The following is a 21,820-nucleotide window of genomic DNA, read 5'->3' on the forward strand; positions in this document are numbered from 1 at the left end:
ACAAAAAACTTTAAGAGCTACATGAATAAACATTTTCAAATATCTAGCTCTAAATCAACCATATTGCAAATAAGCTAAAACTATTAATGCCGTCTTTATAATAACACACTTATTCAATTCAAAATAACTTTATTTCCAAAAAAATAAATACCGCCTACGAAATATTTTCATTGCAATTGTTGATAAGATTGCTCAAAGTCAGGCAACCTTTTTCCACTCAACTGAATACCTCTTGACTATTGATCCCCATCCAAAAATCGCTCGACTCCCATCTCTTCTCAAGAGAATAATACATGAACCGCTCATCGATATATCTAGCATAATTCATATTTACATATTTATTCATTTCTTCTAAAGCATCTTCTTGGCCACTTGCTTTTCTTGCAATAAGCTCAGCCGAAAAAATCGCATCGTCAATCGCTTTGAAAATACCCCTAGAAGTAATCGGATCATAAGAAGAAGCCGCATCGCCAATAGCAAGCCAATTCCGATCGCTAATTCTATCCAATTTAAATGATGGAGCTATCCATCCTTGAGGAACAGAATCTACAGGAAGCGCATTTAAAATAGAATTTTTGATTCGTTTCGTCTTTCTCAAGCCTTCACTCCATTTGCATTCATCCTGTAATCCCTTCAGCCTTATAAGTTCCTTAGTCGTGTAAAACGCCGCCAAAAACTCATTATCTGGCAATTTCGCTCCGTACCACCAACCATCCTCCACAGCTTCAATTTCCGTCAAATTAGACGCTTTATCTTCTTCGCTCAACTTGAATCTCTTGCTTAAACAATACAAAGGCTTGTCTTGAATTTGTTTAGCTCCCTGTGATTTTGCCCACACGCTTTTTTTCCCTGTCGCATCCACTACCACCTTTGCGAAAACTTGATGCAATTGATCTCCTTTTTTATACCTGAGAGAATACCCATTATCAAGGATCTCTGAACTCACGAAATTAGCTTTGTAGATTACTTTCACTCCTGAATCAGATGCCTTTTCCAATAAAAAAGCGTCAAACTTGCCGCGATCAAGATGCCATCCATTCCCTGCTGGACTGAGAACAGTATCATTATAACCTCTTAATTCATTTCCCCAATAAGAACATGAGCCAAAACATGGCAAATGACCCTGATTCAAAAAATCGGAATACACCCCTAAATACTTTAACAGCTGATTTGCGACAGGAGGGATGCTTTCTCCAATTTTAAAACTATCATCTTTTCCAGCATCCAATATCAACACATTCCGAATCCCCAAACGCGACAATGCCATACCACAACTACTCCCTGCCACGCCTCCGCCGAGGATAATCACATCATAAAAATCAATCATATAAAAATAAAAAATAGGCGAACGAAAAATAAATAATTACCCTCCGAACGCCTTTGCAAACAAAACTATTTCTTTTCCTTATTCATCCATTTGGACGCATGCGGGCACATAGCTTCTGGAGGAGCCACCGCATGGTTTTCAGGCACTGGTCCCGGAACAACCTTATTGCTTCCATCTTCTTCAAATAAGCTCGCAACCTCCAAGTATGAAGTATGCAAAAGTTCATCTGAAACTTTTCCTTTATCTTCTTCCGACTGATCAATCGACGAGCCTTGAATTATGGTTCCAATTTTCGTCCAATTATTAAACTTGTCCGTTTCAGCGCTCTTCCCTACAAATGTCCTTCTGTCTTGAAACCTGCCTACTCTCGCGCTTACCGTTTCCTGATCGTAAGGTTGAATTTCTCCAGTCTTTGGATCAAAGTATGCATTCGTTCCATCGCCTCTTACCGAAAATCTTTGAAACTTCAATCCTTCATGACAAACCACATCTTCATAATTATACACAGCCACTGGTCGTTGAGCCGGCCAAGACCAATATGTCAAATTCGTTCCTATCGCATTCGGACTAGGCGTGTGCGTAGCGCAAGAATTATAGTCAGTATGCCATGGAATCGACATAAACTTGCAGATGTCACCGGGCTGAACTTTAAAATCTCTCAATGGCATATAACCTACTCCCAATACAGCTCCTTGAGAAGGCAAATTCTTATAATCGATTTGATCCTGATTGATTCTAAAAGGTCCGCCAACTTGATTTGCTGCTTCATTCCAATCCAAATAAAGGTTCGTATCCCTTACGATGAAAGTCATTTCAATCCCAGGGCTAAATCTACCTCCGAGACAATTGCCAAGAACATTCCTATCCAGCTCTTCTCCAGAGCTAAGCACCATACCATCGCTAACCTTGCCGGCAATAAGCCATTGATAAACAAAGAAATATTGCGTGCGCGAAATTGCCAGAAAATCTTGCTCTGAATCTCCCAAGGACAAAGGCATTCTTGTGCCATCCTGAGGCATACTATTATTGTTCAAATTTGGATTTCTAATAAACGACATCAAACCGACCCAGTTTGGGTTCTCCATGGGAAGCTCTGAAACGGCTTTATGTTGTCCTACACCGGTCGACAATAAATTCGTAGCCCAATGCTGCAAATTCACACCATTGAGAAGGGGTTTGATTTGTTGGGAAAAATCAGGCTTGTATTCCGGATTATAATTTTCACCTAACACGAATTCCGCATTAATTCTATCGTTAGCGGTATTTCCAAACTTAGTATTATATAAGTTCGGCTCCAATTGAAAGTTCTCCACCCATGTGTTATACATATCCTCCCAAAGATTAACAATATTCGGAATCTGCGGAGCATATGCTGGATCAGAAGTAATCACCCATGCGCTTCCTTGGACTTTTTGGGCTGTTCCATCTTCAAATATCAACACCGCCTCAACAGGTCCATCCGCGGTATCATCAAACCAATTATCATTGTTAACATCCGCGTTCAATGGAGCATCAGGGTTGTAAGTTCCGTCATTATTGAAACCTGAAGCCTTGCCGTAAGCACCGATCACCAACAGTCTCCCGTCTTTATCAGTCTGCATCTCTCCAATAGAATCTATTCTCTCATGTTCTGGCGGGTTCGCTCCTTGATAATTTGGAAATTGCTTAGGATACTCCACAGGCACAGGAGCTGGAATTTTACCCTCGTCACCACAATAAAAATTAATATTCTCGATAAAGTTGTTCTGAGAACTATTGTCGAAATTTGCTTTAGTCAAATACGAATCGGAAATCGCCTGCTCAGAAGCCATCACAACATGAGGTCCGGCATCTATAACTAATTTTTCAAGCCTATCCGATGATTGCAACGAATCCAACGAACCGCAACAAAGATTATCGCCTAAATCCTCCGTTGGAATTGTCCCGTCGAACTTAGGATTTCTAATATCTGGCGATCTATCCGAGCAATCCTGAGGTTCGTATGCTTCAATTCCTTGATGAGGCTCTATCCAACTGTTGGCTTTTTTATTAGCCAAATGCACTTGCCAAAGTATGCTTGACACTTTTCGAGACACTCCGCCTATTGTCACTGTATCGCCAACCTTTATTTCTCTGCTTTCTTTAGCAGGGTAGCTTCCCACCTCAGCTTCATCATAAGCAAAGATCTTAAACCTTGCCGCCTGCCTTTTCAATCGTCCTTCATTATCTCTAAGGTCGTCGCTCGTTATCGTTTGGTCTTCTGTTTCCGGCTTGATTGGCAAGCCACCTGATGGATCACCTGAATTTTCAGCAGGCATCCCCGCCATTGTTTCAGGCCCTAGATAAAACTCTTCGCTATTCCCCACCCTAGCGATTCCTATCGCAGGATGTATTCTAAATATATCGTTATTTGACATGGTAAATCTACTTTGGGATAAAAATTATTGACTACGCTTGATCATTCTTATGATCTCTTTGGTATCCACCGAATCGTTGTAATTCTTCAAAAGGATATGGCTTGTCAGCACATTTTTCGCTGGAATCGGCTCGCCATGAGGCGGATTGTATCGAGTCGTATTATGACATGAAAAGCAACTGTTTTGCTGTCCTGGATTCTGAGTGAAAGTCTCAATTGTGGCATTCGAAAGAGTCGTAGACCCTGTTTGGATAGAATCAATCACTGTCAATGACCAATCAGGCTCTAATTTTCCCTTGTCCAAATCAAACCAAACGGCTCCAACTTCATAATAATTCTGCCAAATGGAATTCTCCTTCGCCAATTTCGCTCTTACGATTTGATTAAGAGAGTCAATATTATCTTGATTGTTTTCACTTCCTCCTCCAAACTGATATCTACGATATACCTGAGTAGTTGGATCCACTCCATAAAAACCAGAAATCAACTGAGTATTGGGATCAACTTCCAATGCTCCAAGGTTGGCTATATTGCAAAGCCCTACTTTTGTTCCCGCTTTATAAAATGTATAACTGGAATCAGAAACAACATCTCCTGCCAAAAGACTAGGCTCCGTTTCATTTTTCAATATCAAATTAGGCGCATTGTCCTTATGTTCAAATGTCGCCCAAATGAATTCCGGATGATCCTTTACGACTGCTGCTATATGAAAACCAACTAAAGCAACTGTTTCCTCAACTGTAGAATTGTGTCTGGAGTCGCTTTCAGGCAAATCATCTGATGTTGTCAACTCTCCATTTACATCCACTACTTTATATAAAGTCGCTCTCTTAGTATATGCTACTTGCGGAGCCTTCTTGCCTTCTGGAATAATCATCCATGAAGCTTTCATCGACAAAGATCCATCAGTAAAATTTGAATCGCTATCTATGCTACGCAAGCCTTCAGGAGTGTAAAGCTTATGCTTAATGGCAAAATCCCTGTAAATATCATTTATCATCATAGTGGTGTAGACAGCCCTTCTATTTTCATCCACCAAAATGCTGTTAAGCCCTGCTTGCCTAACTCCTCCCAGCACATGGGAAGTCGGATTGGAAATTGTAGGCACAATTGCTTGATCATTATACATTGAATCAAATCGCAGAGCTTTTTCCCCGCTTGGAAGCGTCACCTCTTCTGTCAACCATAAAAAATAATTCCATGATACCTCATGAAAAGCCTCATTAGTAACTTCACCACTTTCAAGGGTATAACCTTCTGGAAAAGTAGCATAATTTGGTTCTGGAATAGGGTTTTGATCAAGCCATGCCAAGCCATTTGTTTTTTTACCCGGAGTGCTTGACACATACGTGTTTCCTCCCTTATCGCAAGATATAGCCATGATAGCCAGCATTCCGATCATTGGCAACAGCAATATCCATTTTTTTCTTTTTCGTTGATCCATTAATGTAGTTTTATGTGGTGTAAAAGGGTTAAAAAATAATTTGCATGGATCAAGATGTGCATATCCTCTCAAAAAAAATATTACACCGTATTACAGTGAATCACAATTATCTAAGTCACTGCTGTCTCAAAATATTTAGCTAATATTTTTAAATTAAATAATTATTTCTACAAAAAATATCATATATTAATCCATAGCCATCTTTCTCAAATTAGTATGAAATTTGGCTGAGTTTATATTGAATTATTTTAATTCAAATTTGAAGACCTATTTATCTTATTTCACGATATGATATCAAAAAAACACTTTAAAATTTTATTCAGTGCAATTTTGTTAATATTCATGGCTTATTCCGTTCAAAGCCAAGATATTCGCCCCAAAGGACTGAAAGTCGGAGAAGCCGCTCCTGATTTTGAAGGAATCAACCAATTTGGTCAAAAAGTCAGTTTGAGTGAAAAACTGAAAGAAGGAAAAGCTGTAGTCTTATTTTACAGAGGCTCTTGGTGCTCGTATTGCAAAAGACAGCTAAGCGATTTGCAAGAATCTCTAAGCGATATCATGGCTAAGGGAGCCGAGGTTATTGCAATCACTCCGGAAAGACAAGAAGGCATCAAAAAGCTTCGCAGCAAATTGGATTTGGGTTTCAATATCCTTCATGACAACAACATGGAAATCATGAGAGCTTACGATGTCAATTATGAATTGCCTGAAAAGCAAAAGGAAAAATTCTTGAAATGGGACATCGACCTTAAAACCATCAATGCTGAAAATGGAGAAAACCTGCCTGTTCCCGCAGTTTACATTGTTGGCCAAGATGGAAAAATCGAATTTAGATTCTTTGATGAAAACTTCCGAAAATGGGTCGATATGGATGATTTGATAGAAAAAATATAATCCAGCAAGCTTTAAAACACAAAAGCCGCATTTTTAGAATGCGGCTTTTCATTTATAGCATATTTACTAATTACATGTGAATAGGTCTCTTATCTGTAGCATCAAGACAAGCTTCTTTGATTGCTTCAGTAAAAGTAGGGTGAGCATGCGACATGCGAGTGATATCTTCTGCCGAAGCTCTGAACTCCATCGCCACTACAGCCTCAGCAATCATATCAGCAGCTCTAGGACCGCAGATATGCACGCCTAAAATTTCGTCTGTTTCCTTGTCAGCCAATACTTTTACCTGACCTTCGATATCCATACTTGCTCTTGCTCTTCCCAAAGCCTTGAATGGGAAAGATCCAGCTTTGTAAGCTTTACCCATTGACTTAAGTTGCTCTTCTGTATATCCTACAGCAGCTACTTCAGGCCAAGTGTAAACAACACCAGGGATCAAGTTGTAGTTGATATGAGGCTTTTGACCAGCGATAGTTTCAGCCACAAAGGTTCCTTCTTCCTCAGCTTTGTGAGCCAACATCGCTCCTTTGATTACATCACCGATAGCGTAAATGTTAGGCTGAACTGTTTGAAGGTGCTCGTTCACTTCGATTCTTCCTCTTTCATCAAGCTTGATGCCTGTATTTTCAAGGCCAAGGCCTTCTGTATAAGGCTTTCTTCCGATAGAAACCAAACAGTAATCACCTCTTAACTCTACTTCTTTATTTTTCTTGATATCTTCAGCTTTCAACACGACTTCATCTCCGTCTCTCTCTACTGAAGTTACTTTAGTATTCATTTGGAATTTGAATCCAAGCTTCTTCAACGAACGAGTAAGTTCTTTGCCCATAGCTTTATCCATAGTAGGGATAATGCTATCCATATACTCTACCACAGTCACTTTAGCTCCAAGACGCGCATAAACAGAACCAAGCTCGACACCAATCACACCTCCACCAATTACAATCAAATGCTTAGGCACTTCCTTAAGCTCAAGAGCTTCAGTCGAAGTAATTACACGCTCTTTATCCAGCTTGATGAACGGCAAGCTAGCAGGCTTTGAACCTGTCGCGATAATCGTTTTCTCAGAATTTATTTCTTGTGTTTTGCCTTCAGCGTCAGTGATCTTGATCGTCTTAGGATTCACAAAAGAACCAACACCAGTGAAAACATCAATTTTATTTTTCTTCATCAAGAAATCGATGCCTCCGCAAGTCTGATCAACAACTTCTCTTTTGCGATTGATCATTTGCTCCAAGTTCACCTTTACACCATCGATATCGATACCGTGCTTCGCAAATGTTTTCTCCGCATTATGGAAATGCTCTGAAGAATCCAATAGCGCTTTTGAAGGGATACAACCAACATTAAGACAAGTTCCTCCCAATGTGTTGTATTTTTCAATCAAAGCTGTTTTCATACCTAGTTGCGCGCAACGAATAGCTGCCACATAACCACCAGGACCAGAACCGATAACTGTAACGTCGTAGCTCATAATGTTATATGTTTTAAGGAAATTGAAATTTCCCTGAAGTCTCAGAATTTATTTAGTTATTGTCATGCGAATAAAATACCGCACTAAGCAATTCCTCGGAATATTGTTGAAATTTTCCGAGGAATCAAGGTTTACTAGATACCTAGAAGCATTCTAGTTGGATCTTCAAGAAGCTCTTTAACTCGCTTCAAGAAGCTAACAGACTCTCTACCATCAATGATTCTGTGGTCATAAGACAAAGCCACATACATGATTGGTCTGATTTCAACTTGTCCGTTGATCGCAACTGGTCTCTCCACGATATTGTGCATACCTAAAATCGCAGATTGAGGAGCGTTGATAATCGGAGTCGAAAGCATAGAACCAAAGATACCTCCATTAGTGATAGTAAATGTACCGCCTGTCATCTCTTCAATAGTCAACTTGCCAGCTCTCGCTTTAAGCGCTAAGTTCACTACTTCTTGCTCGATTTCGTTGAATGACATCTTCTCAGCATTTCTAATCACAGGCACTACAAGCCCCTTAGGAGAAGAAACGGCGATAGACACATCGCAGAAATTGTTATATACCATGTCATTTCCATCAATCTGGGCATTTACCGCAGGCCACTCTTGCAAAGCAATTGTGCAAGCCTTAGTAAAGAATGACATGAATCCTAAGTTCACCTCAAATTTATCTTTGAACTTCTCCTTGTACTGCTTTCGAAGGTCCATGATAGGCTTCATGTCCACTTCGTTGAATGTTGTCAACATCGCAGTCTCGTTCTTAACAGACACCAACCTTCTGGCTACTGTACGACGAAGAGAAGACATTTTCTTTCTTTCTTGACCTCTGTCAGCAGAAACAGCAACTGGAGCTTCTTCCTTAGCCGCTGGAGCTGAAGCGGCAGGCTTCGCAGCTGGAGCAGGCTTTTGCGCTGAAGAAGCGTCGGCTTTAGTGATTCTTCCACCAACGCCAGTGCCGCTTACTTGCTCTGGAGAAACACCTTTTTCAGCCAAGATCTTAGCCGCTGCCGGAGAGGGATGACCTGAAGCATGTGAAGCTTCACCTGCTGGAGCAGATGCCGCTGCCGGAGCTTCAACTGCTGGAGAACCCGCAGCTGGTTTTGCACCGCCTGTCATCACTTTTATACGGCAGATAAGACCGCCAATTTCTAGAATATCACCTTCTTGAGCTACAATTTCCAAAACACCTGTTTTCTCAGCAGGAATCTCAAAAGTAGCTTTGTCTGATTCAATCTCCACGATTACTTCCTCTTCTTCGATGAAGTCTCCGCTTTCTTTTGTCCATGCGCCCATAGTCACTTCAGTGATAGACTCGCCAGCTGAAGGCACACGCATTTCGTATACTTCGCCTGTTTCCTTAGGCTCGCTTGGAACTTCAGGAGCTGCCGCAGGAGCAGGAGTTTCCGGAGCAATCCCAGCAGTCTTTGGAGTTTCAGACGGTGCTTCGCCATCAGCGTCGATCGTGCAGATCACAGCGCCGATCTCAATAGTATCTCCTTCCTCTGCGATCAAATGAAGCGTTCCAGAAGCGTCGGCCGGCACTTCGAAGCTAGCCTTGTCAGATTCCAATTCACAGATCACTTCGTCTCTTTCCACGTGATCACCTTCGCTTTTAAACCATTGCGCTACTGTTACTTCGCTTATAGATTCGCCCACTACAGGGACTTTCATTTCTAATTTCATAGCCTTTAATTCGTTTTCAAAGTCTTCTAAAAAGATGATGGATTAAGCAAAAGATCTGTCAATGATATCTGCTTGTTCTTTAGCATGTATCTTGGCGAAACCTGTCGCAGGTGTAGCGCTAGGCTCTCTTGAGATGCATGACAATTGAATATTTTCTGTATGGTTATTGATGTACCACCAAGCACCTTGATTCTTAGGCTCTTCTTGCACCCAAACTACTTCAGCGCCCTCATACTTAGCCAAGATAGCTTCGATCTGATTAAGCGGCAGCGGATGCAATTGCTCCAACCTTACGACAGCAACGTCTTCTCTTTTCTCAGACTGCTGACGCTCAAGCAATTCATAATAAAGCTTGCCTGTGCAAAACAGTATTCTCTTCACTTTGCCAGCCTCCACATTCGCATCGTCAATTACTTCTTGGAAGTGTCCATTCAAGAACTCATCAGAAGGCGATACGCATTTAGGATGTCTTAATAGCGACTTAGGCGACATATTGATCAATGGCTTTCTGAAAGGCCATGCCAACTGTCTTCTCAATGCATGGAAGAAGTTTGCCGGCGAAGTAATATTTGTAATGATCATATTATCTTCAGCGCAAAGCTGCAAGTATCTTTCAAGTCTCGCCGAAGAGTGCTCCGGCCCTTGACCTTCGTACCCATGAGGCAACAACATTACGATACCGTTCATCTTATTCCACTTTGTTTCCATACTGGCAATGAACTGGTCGATCATCACTTGCGCTCCATTGGCGAAATCTCCAAACTGTCCTTCCCAGATTGTCAAAGCATTTGGATTTGCCATAGAGTAACCTACCTCAAAACCTAATACCGCATACTCTGAAAGCAAAGAATTGTAAATCGAAAACTTAGGAGCCGTTGGATCCATGTTGTCCAAGCTAGAATATGGCTGATTAGTTTCAGAATCAAACAAGACAGCATGTCTGTGAGAGAATGTTCCTCTTCTTACGTCTTGCCCCGAGATTCTAACTTTTTTGCCATCCAGCAATATTGATCCATAAGCCAATAATTCCGCCGACGCCCAATTCAACTCTTTATTGTCAAAGAACATCTTTTGACGCTCTTTCAACAATTTGTCAATCTGGCGCAGAGGCTTGAAGTTTTCCGGAACATTCGTCAAGGCTCCGGCAACCTTATTATAGTTGTCTTCTGATATAGATGTATCAGGAGAAGACTCAAAATCTTTCTTAGTGGAAAGCCTCAATGTATTCCATTGAGCTTCAAATGGTTGAAGAGTGTATGGAAGCGGATTTTGCTTCACTTGGTCTAGACGATCTTGAAGCAATTGCTTGAATTGCTGATCCATTTCCTTAGCCAAATGAGCGTCAATATCACCTCTTTCAATCAAGGCTTGATTATATACTTCCCTTGGATTCGCATGCTTGGAGATCTTCTTGTAAAGCGAAGGCTGAGTGAACTTAGGCTCGTCGCTTTCATTATGCCCATGGCGTCTGTAACATACCATGTCAATATAAATATCTCTTTGAAATTTCTGACGGAACTCGATCGCCAACTCCATGCATCTTACTACCGCTTCCGGGTCATCTCCATTAACGTGAAGCACTGGCGAATCCGTTACTTTAGCTACATCTGTGCTGTAGATACTTGTACGAGCATCATCATAGTCAGTCGTAAACCCAAGCTGATTATTGATCACAAAGTGAATGGTACCACCAATATTGTACCCATGAAGTCCGGCCATCTGAGCCACTTCATATACCACTCCTTGTCCTGCCAAAGCGGCATCACCATGGATAAGTATTGGAACTATCTTGCTCTTGTCTTTATTGTACAAGTAATCCAACTTAGCTCTTGTAGAACCAATCACTACTGGGTCAACAGCTTCTAAGTGGGATGGATTAGGCGCTAGGTTAAGGCTTACATTTTTCCCTGCAGGAGTAGTGATCTTACTCTTGAACCCTAGGTGATATTTCACGTCACCGCCACCCATTGTCGAGTCAGGAGGGCATTGCCCTTCGAATTCGTTGAAGATTTGCTCATAAGTTTTACCCATAGTATTTGCCAAGACATTAAGCCTGCCTCTATGAGCCATTCCTATGATCACTTCCTCGATTCCCAAGTCAGCTCCTTTATTGATCATTGAGTCCAATGCTGGAATAGTAGTCTCTCCACCTTCCAATGAAAACCTCTTCTGACCGATATACTTAGTGTGCAAGAAGTTTTCGAAGACCACAGCTTCGTTCAACTTGCTAAGAATTCTCTTTTTAGTTTGAAGCGAAAGAGGAATATCCTGCATTTCTCTTTCAACTTTATTCTTGAACCAATCGATAATCTCAGCCTCACGAATGTGCATATATTCAAATCCAATATGCCCTTCGTAAACGCTCTTTAATCTATCAAGAATTTTCTGAAGTGTCGCTTTTCCAATCCCGATCTCATTTCCAATTTCGAAAGTTTTTTCCAAATCAGAATCAGACAATCCTAATGTGTGAGGGTCAAGATAAGCATTATGCTGTCTTCTTTCCCTTACTGGGTTGGTCTTTGCTCTTAGATGCCCTCTGGTTCTGTAAGCGTGAATAAGATTTCTTACTAGAATTTCCTTTGAAGAAGCATCCGCACCTAAAGCAGGTTGTGAAGTTGAAGCAGATGTTTTAGTTGTTTTATCTCCCGGCAGGAGGGGAGCGTTTTGCAATTCTGCAAACTCAAATCCTTCGAAGAATTTTTGCCAGCTTTCGTCTACCGAAGCCGGATCATTCTTATACGATTCGTACAATTGGTCTATGTACTCACCGTGTGCATTTGCAATATAGGAGTATTTATCCATTTATTTTAGCGTTTAGGTGACTTCGTAAATATATAATGAAATTACTTAGAGTTATAATTGCTTATGCGATTTAGCAAATACCATTGAAAAGCAGATGTTTGCAAATCAAAGCCGACTATTTTTGAAATAATGAAAGGAAACATATTAAACACAAACCACAAAACCCTACATATCAACACCTTAAGGAAACACTTAACATTTCACTATAAGAAAAATGCATTTTTCATAAAATTAAATTAAGCAATAAAATTTTTATTTTTTTTATTTAACAGTACAAAAATTCTATCAAAAAATTATTTTATAAAATAATATTACGCTTAAGCTACTTGTGATTTGAATTAATATTTGAAAAATATATTATTTGAAATAGGTGAAAAAGTTACTCTGAGAAGCATTTTATTGCTTCCCAAAATTAATAAATTCATTTATAAATCAAATAGAAATAGACTGCTAAGTATTGAAAACTAATGCCTTCAAGTTTCGGTAAAAAATTGCCTAAATCCCCCAAACAACATAATCAAAGGCCCTTCCAAGCAGAAAAATAAAATCTAGACAAACCACAAGCAATATAACATCAAATCAACACAATCAACTTAAAAGAAGGTATGTAATATTTAAAAAAATCATATAAAAGAACATTTATTTTATAATTTCTGAACCAAGCATTTCATCTCTTGTTCTATTATTTGAATTATAATATTCATTAATGTTATAAATATATAAAATGAATGAGAGCGTTTACTTTAGCAATTGCATTTACACTTTTATTTTCCTTTAATGGAATTTCCCAGCACAATTACGAATGGGTGATTCCATTAACTAGCGAAGGGGGAAGTTTCGTCCAAGAAATAATAGAGGATGGACAAGGTAATATTCTAGCTGTCGGAAATTTCCAAGGCTCAGTGGATTTTGATCCAGGAGACGGACAATCCTTACTTGTCGCGGGAAATATCGGACAACTCAGAGAGGATCTGTTTATAGCCAAATACAGCAAAGAAGGCGAATTTATATTCGCAAAGCATTTGATTTCAAACACTTTCTCATCCTTAAACGATGTTTCGATCGATGCTAGCGGAAACATCTATGTAACGGGAAGAATTGAACCCAGAGCAGGAGGAGGCTCTACAACAGGACAAATAGATTTTGATCCATCAAGCCAGGCAAGCAGCACGTTAAGCACATCATCTCATAGTATTGGCTTTTTGGCTAAATATGACAGAAATGGAAATTTCATCTGGGTAAGAAGGCTTATCGGAAATAGCGCTGTCGATGCCTTGAGAATTGAAGCTAATAACCAAGGGGACACATATATAAGCGGAATCTTTCAAGGCAGAATGCAACCTAATCCCGCTCAGACAAGTACTACTTTGAATTCAAGAGGCAGTTATGATTTCTTTGTTCTCAAATATAACACTAGCGGAGAACATCAATGGTCATTTTCTGTAGGTAGTCAGTCAAGAGATCAATTGAATGACATGGTGCTGCAAGATAATGGAGAAATCATCTTAACCGGTTATTTTCAAAATACTGCCGACTTTGATCCAAGAAATAATTTCACACAAAATCTAACCTCCAACGGAGGTCAAGATATTTACCTCGCCAAATACAGTTCATCAGGACAATATATTCAAGCATTCCGTATTGGAGCCGCAGGCGATGATGTGGGAGAAGCTTTAAATATTGATAGAAATGGCGAGTTAATAGTAACGGGTCGTTTCCAAAATACTGTGGACTTCGATCCCACTGGCGGGTTAGAAAACCATACCGCTCCGGACAACAGAAGAAATGCATTCATAAGTAAATACGGAACAAACTTCAATCATACATGGACTCGTAGTATCGGAGGCAGTCAACTTGGACCATTCACGACCTCCATTTCCTCGGACAAACAAAATAATATATTCATCACAGGTGGGTATGAAAACACTGTCGATTTCGATCCATCAGGCAGTACTTCCAATCTTACATACAGAGGAGTCATTGATATATACTTGGCAAGTTACACAAGCCAAGGTGACTTTAGGTGGGTTTTTGATCTAGGAAACTCTTCGACGGAATACGGACTGAATGTACTGGCAGACGATAAAGCGAATATATTCTTATCCGGCCAGTTTTCAGGAACTTTGAATGTAAATCCTGACAGAACCGTTCCCGACGAAATTGTTTCAGGAGATAACGGCCTCAGTTCATTCATTTCATCTTATTCGCAATGCGAAGAAATCATTGAAAACATTTCATCATCCATTTGCAATGGAGACAGTATATTATTGCAGGGAGCTTATCAAACATTAGCAGGGATATATAGAGACACACTAAGCAACAGTTTAGGTTGCGATAGTATTTTAGTCACTTCCTTGACTGTGCTTCCGTCATATAGCGATACAATCACGGTAAATAAATGTTCGGGCGACAGCATTCAAGTTGGAGAAAATCATTATTTCACCTCAGGTTTCTACCAAAACCAATTAACATCCAGCTTAGGTTGCGACAGTGTCAAGAACTATGATGTCACATTCTTGGATGCGCGCACAATACCGTTAACAGTATACAGGTGCGCGGGAGACAGTGTGTTGCTTGGAACTCACTATCAAAGTGAAGCTGGTATTTACACAGATACCGTATTCACGACACAAGCCTGTAATATCTATCAATTCGATCTTCGAATAGGAGAGATCAATGATGTCAGGCAAACCATTGAAATTTGCGAAGGAGACAGCTCCTTCTTCGGAAATCAATTCAGATCTATCCAAGGGACATATCATGACACATTAACCACTAATTTAGGTTGCGACAGCTTGCTTACTACCACATTAGTAGTCAGAGACACTTTCAATATCTATGTAAATCATAGAATCAACGATGGTGACAGCATATTGCTCGCGGGAGAATATCGATTCAGATCAGGAACCTATGTAAACAACTTGACTACTACAAGAGGTTGTGACAGCCTTATATTCAACACATTGGAAGTATTGCCGGTAAGCCATTATATTCTCAATTTAGATATTTGCGAAGATGATAGCGTCTTGGCTCAGGGAGAATACAGAAGAACCTCAGGAACATATTATGACACTCTGCAACTTCCAGACTTAAGAGACAGCGTGATCATGACCATTCTTAATGTAATCCCTACGGTCGTCGTGGAGACACAATCAAGTCTTTGTGATGGTGACAGCATGTTTTTAGGAGGTGATTTCCAAAAAGTAGCTGGAACTTATTATGACACTCTATCTCAAGACAACGGTTGTAAAAGAGTCGTCATCACAGACTTATCAATCCTGCAAACCTATAATGTTGGGTTGATAGCCAATATTAATGATGGAGACAGTATTCTGTTAGGTGGAGCATATCAGAAAGTCGCTGGTATTTACAATGACACACTGACTTCAGCAATTGGATGCGACAGTATAATATCAACTACGCTCAATGTGTTTCCTGTCAATCACGTAATGCAAGACACTTCAATTTGTGAAGGCGACAGCATACTACTCGAAGAGGCTTTCCAAAAAAACAACGGAATATTCTATGATACACTGACGAATATCCAAGGTGGTGATAGCATTATTGTCACGACATTATCCATTAATCTAATCGATAGCATTGAAGTATCTCAAGTGATCAACAATGGAGACAGCATACTAATCGGTGATAATTATTATAACAGCAGTGGCGATATATTCACTACTTATCCAGGTTCTGATGGTTGCGATAGTGTTGTAATAACTAACTTGATGGTTCTGCCTGTTAATCACACTGTGCTTAATATATCTATTTGTGACGGTGAAACTTATTACGCAGAGGGCCAACTGCAAATGAACGCAGGAACATATTACGATACGCTTAGCACTAGTCTGGGAGGTGACAGCGTAATTGTCACCAATCTGGATGTGAACCCAACATATCTCATGCAAGATTCTCTCAGAATCAAACAAGGAGACAGTATTTTACTGGCTGGCGAATTTCAAAAAAACTCAGGCATATTCTACGACACGCTTAATTCTTCAAATGGTTGCGATAGTGTGATCTCCACAACATTGAATGTCATTCCATTTTACAAAATCAGCACCAGCAGTGTCATTTGCGAAGGAGATAGTATTTTGCTTGGAGGCAATTATCAGTTTAACGATGGTGTTTTCTACGACACTCTTACCTCCATAGAAGGGGCTGATAGTATTATCGTCACGCAACTAATTGTAAACCCTACTTTCAGATCTTACAGCGATCTCACTATTTGTCAGGGGGACAGCGCATTCGTCAATGGAAGTTATTATAAAAACAATGGAGTAATATATGATACTCTTCAAACGATTCAATTATGCGATTCGATAGTAATCACAACCTTAGTTGTTCTACCGCAATATCTGATTACCAACAATGAACAAATATGCACAGGTGACAGTATTTTCCTTCAAAATGAATTTCAAAAAGAAGCAGGCATTTACTACGACACGCTTCAATCAATTCATGGATGTGATAGCGTCATCCAAACCAACCTTTCTGTTGGCATCAGTGTGAGAAATTCAGCATTCGTCGAAATATGCCCCGGCGATAGCATTCTTATCGGAGGACAATATATCAAGCAACCAGGTGTTTATTACGACACCATCAATGTCGACAATGAATGCAGGCATGTTCTCATAACAGCATTGACTTACCGCCAGAGCTTCAATGTATCTGAATCCAAAGAATTATGCGAAGGTGATAGCATTGTCGTTGGAAATAGATTTGTCAAATCTCAAGGTGTGTATTTGGACACTCTTCGAAGCACGTTTGGTTGCGACAGTATTATTACCACAACTGTTAGAATCAAAGCCAAATCATTGCTTCCTTTCAACTTTAGCGGAAGCTTGCTTGACACACACTGTCTTAACTCCGGAGAAATCGATCTCCCTGAGAATAAATCCGGGTCCGTAAGCTACTCAGGCAATGGAGTCATAAACAACGCTTTCTTTCCAAATATCGCTGGAGCTGGAGAACATTACGTCAAATATGAATATCAACAGGAAGGGAATTTTTGCAGGCTAGCCGATAGTTTATTGCTGACAGTTTCATCATGCACCGGTCTTGAATCGCCTGAAGACAACTTGCTGTCAGTTAAAATTTCTCCTGTTCCGGTAAAAGATATTTTAAATATTAATCTGCTAATCAAAAAAGCTGGAGTGCTGGAAATTGGCATGTATGACTTGCAAGGTAAAAGGCTTCTTAAAACAAAACCTGTAGAGCATTATTCTGGCAAGGCCACTTACGAATTCAATGTAGCGAATTACCCTTCAGGAGAATATATCATAAAGATAAGATTAAACTCCTCCATTATTTCAAGAAAAATAATAATTGAATAGTCCAAATGAAAAAAACGACAAAAGCAATAATTGCGATTCTTCTCTTTTGCGCTTTGGCGCAAAGCTCATTCGCTCAGCTATATTATAATTGGGCTGTTGCAACAGGAGGAACAAGTGACGATCTCGGAAATGCCGTGCAAGTGGATCATAATGGAGCGTCTTTTTTCCTAGGGTCTTTTAGAAATACTGTAAACTTTGATACTAGAGGAGGAGATTTCAATATAACTTCTTCTGGGGGGACCGATGCCTATCTGGCTAAATATGACGAAAATGGAATCTTGATTTTTGCTTTCAAAATAGGAGGGTCAAGCTCAGATTATGGTTATAAACTTGCGGTGGATTCTGATGGAAATGCCGTTATCGTTGGTTTCGCAAGAGGTAATATTGATTTTGACCCGTCCTCAGCCACTCGAAACCTCAATTTAACCAATGGAGGCATCTTCGTTGCAAAATATTCAAATGACGGATCATATCTGTGGGCCAAATCAATGGGGGGAAATATTAGCCTGCCATCATCAATAGCTACCGACTCGGAAAACAATATCATACTTGGCGGAACATATACTGGAACCATTGATATAGACCTCAACTCATCTGTCAGAAATATCACAGCAACGTCGTATCAAAACTCATATGTAGTCAAATGGAATCCTCAAGGAAACCTGCAATGGCATCGCAACTTAGGAGACTCAAGAGCTTCATATGTTTCCGTAAATGTTGTTGGAGCAGACAGCAACGACAATGTTTATTTTAGCGGTTATTATTCTGGAACTTGGAGGATTAATCAATATCTGACCTTGTCATCCACTGCTCATGGAAGCAACAATTCCGCAGGTTTTCTAGTGCAAACCAATCGAAGCGGAGGAGTTAACTGGGGTCGCAACCTCGAAATAGATGGAAGCAACAGAACGCAAAACCCATTTGTTGGCATCTTTGAAATGTCGGTCAGCCCACACAATGATGGAGTTTATGTTGCAGGTCTTTACAGAGGAGCTGTTAATTTTAATCCGCCAAGAGCCAGACAAGGTGAAATTCTCAATATTGGCAATCTTCAAGAAGTTTTTGTAGCTAAATACCAGCGCAATGGACAATTCAGTTGGGTTAAATCGCTTAACGCAGGCCGAGAAATTTCTCCCACAACTTATAAGATTTCAGCAAAATATGATGGATCTGTAATAGTAACTGGTAGCTTTAATGGTACTCTTGACGTTGGAACAACTCTACGATCAGACGGTAACAACCAATTATACTTTGTAGAATATGGTGAAGAGGGCGGACTTCTAAAATCCCAAGTATACGGCTCTCCAGGAGGGCTCTATTTGAATGAGATAACCACAGATTCAAATGACAATCTTTATCTCGCTGGATACTTTAGAAATCAAATGGAATTTGACGGCAATTCCTTCACTTCCAATAATCGTTCATTAGACTTGGCCATAATAAAATTCTCTTCTTGCGATACCATAAGAGTTAATAACAACATTGAAATCTGTCAAGGAGACAGTGTAATGATAGGCTCTGATTATCAAAGTGTCTCAGGAACCTATGTTGAAAGATATACTACTTCGAAAGGCTGTGATAGTATCATTTCCACAGTGCTTACTGTAAACCCTTCATACTCTAATCGCAATGTTATCGAGCTTTGCAACAATGACAGTATTTATCTACAAGGAGAATATAGACAATCAAGCGGTACATATTACGATACACTTAATACAACAAATGGTTGTGATAGTGTCATCATTTCCGTATTAAGCGTTAGTCCGATATTTGAAGAATCAAAAATTTTAAATATTAACGAAGGGGACAGTGCCTTTCTAGGTGGAAATTATCAACTCAACGGCGGTGTATACCGAGATACATTGACTAGTTATTTTGGTTGTGATAGTGTGATTATTACCTCACTCAATGTATTTCCTGTTACTCATACCCTTGTAGAAACAGTGATCTGCGAAAGCGATAGCGCATTTGTCGCTAATACCAGATATGAAACTGAAGAAGGCATGTACACAGACACTCTAAGCAATATCCTTAATTTAGATAGTGTTGTAGTCACAAACCTTATTGTAAACGAGGTATATCGAATAAATCATAATGCCTCGATATGTTATGGAGATAGTGTATATCTTGAAGGAGCATTTCAAAAAGAAGCGGGATTATATATTGATACCCTCAACTCGCTTACGCTTTGCGACAGTATCGTGCGAACTCAATTAAGCATTATACCTATTGACACTACCAGAATATACAGAAGCATCATAAGCGGTGACAGCGCATTGATTGCCGGATTGTACAGAACCGAATCAGGAGAATACCCCCAACGACTTGCAAGTTCGCTTTCCTGCGATAGCATTGTAATAACAACGCTTGATGTCTTGCCTCCATTCATGCATCAACAAGCATATGACATCTGCTCGTATGACAGCATATTTCTAGGAAATGCATACAGAAGAAGAGCTGGAATATATTATGACACGCTAACTGCCAGCCAGGGCGGAGACAGTATAATTGTAAGCACTCTTCATATTATTCCCGAAAAGTCCAGCCAGAATTATTTTAGCATACATCAGGGAGATAGTATTTTCCTAGAAAATGCTTATCAAAAAGAAGCTGGAGTATATATGGACACCACAACTTCATCATTAGGATGCGACAGCATAATTTTCTCTAACCTCACAGTGCATCCTGTAGAATTTACGCTAAGAGATATCAACTTATGCCAAGGCCATCAAATATATGTTGGAGGTGGTTATCAAACACTACCGGGCCAATTTTATGATTCGCTAACATCTTCCCAAGGAGGAGATAGTATTGTTATTACCAACATTAAAATCAAACCGACATACACTAGATATTTAAACATTGGAATTTGTCCTGACGACAGCCTCCTAGTTGCAGGCACATATTATGATACAGCAGGCACATATTACGACAGTTTATTCACAACTGATGGCTGTGATAGCGTGAAAGTTTACCAAGTTGGAATATACAATCAGCCTCAATCATCCCAAACCCTTGAAATTTGCTCTGGAGACAGCATACTTTTACATGATAGATATGTCAATGCTGCCGGGATCTATACTGACACATTATCATCTTTTCAAAGTTGCGACAGTATTGTAACTACCACATTAATGGTGAGCCCTAATTATTTCTCACATAACAACCTAGAGATTTGCGAAGGGGACAGTATATATATATTCGGAGAATATAGAAATGAAAGCGGTATATTTTACGATTCTTTGACTACTATAAATGGGTGCGATAGCATATTAATGGCTGTTTTAAACGTTCAACCTGTCTTTCAAACCATGAATACCGAATCCATTTGTCTAGGAGATAGTATTTTCCTTGGAGGTAATTATGTATATAATGCGGGTCTTTATTACGATACATTGACTGCTGCCGATGGTTGCGACAGCGTAGTAATCACCGCGCTGAACGTCAGACCTAAATATCTAGTCAATCGTAGCATGAGAATTTGCCAAGGAGACAGCATTCTACTTGGAGGAAAATTTGTGAGTCAATCCGGCACATACTATGACTCACTTTTGACAAGAACTGGATGCGACAGTATTATATCCACGCAACTAAACATTACTATCGATCAAATAACCAATGTTTTCCCCAAGATTTGCAAAGGAGATAGCATATTGCTAAGCGGAGAATATCGCAAAAACCCTGGCGTATTTTACGATACTTTATCTTCTCCAAATGGTTGTCACCAAATCATGGCTCACCACCTTGGCTACTTTCCAAACCCTTCCAATGAAAGGACATTAACTATTTGCCAAGGAGACAGCTTGTTTTTATCCGGCAATTACATTTCACAAGAAGGAACATACTATGACACTCTTCAAAGCTTCAATAGTTGCGATTCCGTAATCATAACTCACTTGCAGTGGAGACGTATAAATTCTGCCGATATCGACTTCTCTTACTTCACCAATACAAAGTTCTGCTCAGACACCTCTGATTTGAATTTGCCTAGTTTTGATGGATTCACCTCCAGATATAGCGGATTGAATGTTGTCAACAATAGATTTGAAGTCAACTCAGCAGGGGTAGGAGAACATGAAGTCAACTACCGATTGTCAGACTCATTTGGTTGTGATGTCACAGGAAACTTCAATATCAATGTTCAATCATGCATCGTAGGAATAGAGAAATTGAATATTGACAATCGATTTATAGTATATCCTAACCCTGCCAAAGATGTCTTATATATTGACATGGACCTTAATGGCCCAATCTACAACCTGAAATTGGAAATGCACGACAATACAGGTAAACTCGTTTGGGACATGGGTGAATATAAAAATTTGTCGGGTAAAAAAAGATTGGAATTCAATCGTAAAAAATCACTTGAAAGCGGTGTGTATTTCATTCATTTTCAAACGGAGAAAGAAGTACGAGCGATTAAAATCATGCTACTGTAGCAACTTGATTATAAACTC

9 protein-coding genes are annotated in these 21,820 nt (G+C 39.8%); 3 read left to right on the plus strand and 6 right to left on the minus strand.

The window, feature by feature from the left end; genetic code table 11:
• Positions 1–217 precede the first annotated feature (217 nt).
• From AABK36_RS19490 to AABK36_RS19500, 3 genes are all read right to left on the minus strand, one after another.
• The gene (locus AABK36_RS19490) at positions 218–1,327 is read right to left on the minus strand and encodes an NAD(P)/FAD-dependent oxidoreductase (protein WP_309936843.1); all 1,110 of its coding nucleotides are present in this window, start codon (positions 1,325–1,327) and stop codon (positions 218–220) included.
• 65 nt (positions 1,328–1,392) lie between these two features.
• Positions 1,393–3,723, minus strand: coding sequence for a LodA/GoxA family CTQ-dependent oxidase (locus AABK36_RS19495; RefSeq protein ID WP_309936844.1), 2,331 nt, complete (start codon positions 3,721–3,723; stop codon positions 1,393–1,395).
• A gap of 24 nt (positions 3,724–3,747) precedes the next feature.
• Positions 3,748–5,166: a hypothetical protein gene (locus AABK36_RS19500; RefSeq protein ID WP_309936845.1), complete on the minus strand. Its 1,419-nt coding sequence runs from the start codon at positions 5,164–5,166 to the stop codon at positions 3,748–3,750.
• 342 nt (positions 5,167–5,508) lie between these two features.
• On the opposite strand from AABK36_RS19500, the gene AABK36_RS19505 reads away from it, so the two are divergent.
• A complete protein-coding gene (locus tag AABK36_RS19505) occupies positions 5,509–6,060 on the plus strand; it encodes a peroxiredoxin-like family protein (protein WP_309936846.1) in 552 nt (183 codons plus the stop codon).
• 70 nt (positions 6,061–6,130) lie between these two features.
• On the opposite strand, the gene lpdA is transcribed toward AABK36_RS19505, so the two are convergent.
• The 3 genes from lpdA to AABK36_RS19520 all read right to left on the minus strand — a co-directional run bounded on the left by lpdA (position 6,131) and on the right by AABK36_RS19520 (position 12,024).
• Complete coding sequence (gene lpdA / locus AABK36_RS19510) at positions 6,131–7,534, minus strand: dihydrolipoyl dehydrogenase (RefSeq protein ID WP_309936847.1); 1,404 nt, start codon at positions 7,532–7,534, stop codon at positions 6,131–6,133.
• A 134-nt stretch (positions 7,535–7,668) separates the two neighbouring features.
• Positions 7,669–9,222 (minus strand): 2-oxoglutarate dehydrogenase complex dihydrolipoyllysine-residue succinyltransferase, encoded by a 1,554-nt coding sequence (gene odhB, locus AABK36_RS19515; RefSeq protein WP_309936849.1) that lies wholly within the window; start codon positions 9,220–9,222, stop codon positions 7,669–7,671.
• Positions 9,223–9,264: 42 nt separating this feature from the next.
• Complete coding sequence (locus AABK36_RS19520; RefSeq protein WP_309936851.1) at positions 9,265–12,024, minus strand: 2-oxoglutarate dehydrogenase E1 component; 2,760 nt, start codon at positions 12,022–12,024, stop codon at positions 9,265–9,267.
• A gap of 728 nt (positions 12,025–12,752) precedes the next feature.
• Between AABK36_RS19520 and AABK36_RS19525 the strand changes: the two genes are divergently transcribed.
• Both AABK36_RS19525 and AABK36_RS19530 read left to right on the plus strand, forming a co-directional pair.
• Positions 12,753–17,363 carry a T9SS type A sorting domain-containing protein gene (locus tag AABK36_RS19525; RefSeq protein ID WP_309936853.1) on the plus strand — a complete coding sequence of 1,537 codons (4,611 nt, stop codon included), beginning with the start codon at positions 12,753–12,755 and terminating at the stop codon, positions 17,361–17,363.
• A gap of 5 nt (positions 17,364–17,368) precedes the next feature.
• Positions 17,369–21,802, plus strand: coding sequence for a T9SS type A sorting domain-containing protein (locus tag AABK36_RS19530; RefSeq protein WP_309936855.1), 4,434 nt, complete (start codon positions 17,369–17,371; stop codon positions 21,800–21,802).
• The last annotated feature ends 18 nt before the right edge of the window (positions 21,803–21,820 follow it).

The organism is Aureibacter tunicatorum, assembly GCF_036492635.1.
Taxonomy (GTDB): domain Bacteria; phylum Bacteroidota; class Bacteroidia; order Cytophagales; family Cyclobacteriaceae; genus Aureibacter; species Aureibacter tunicatorum.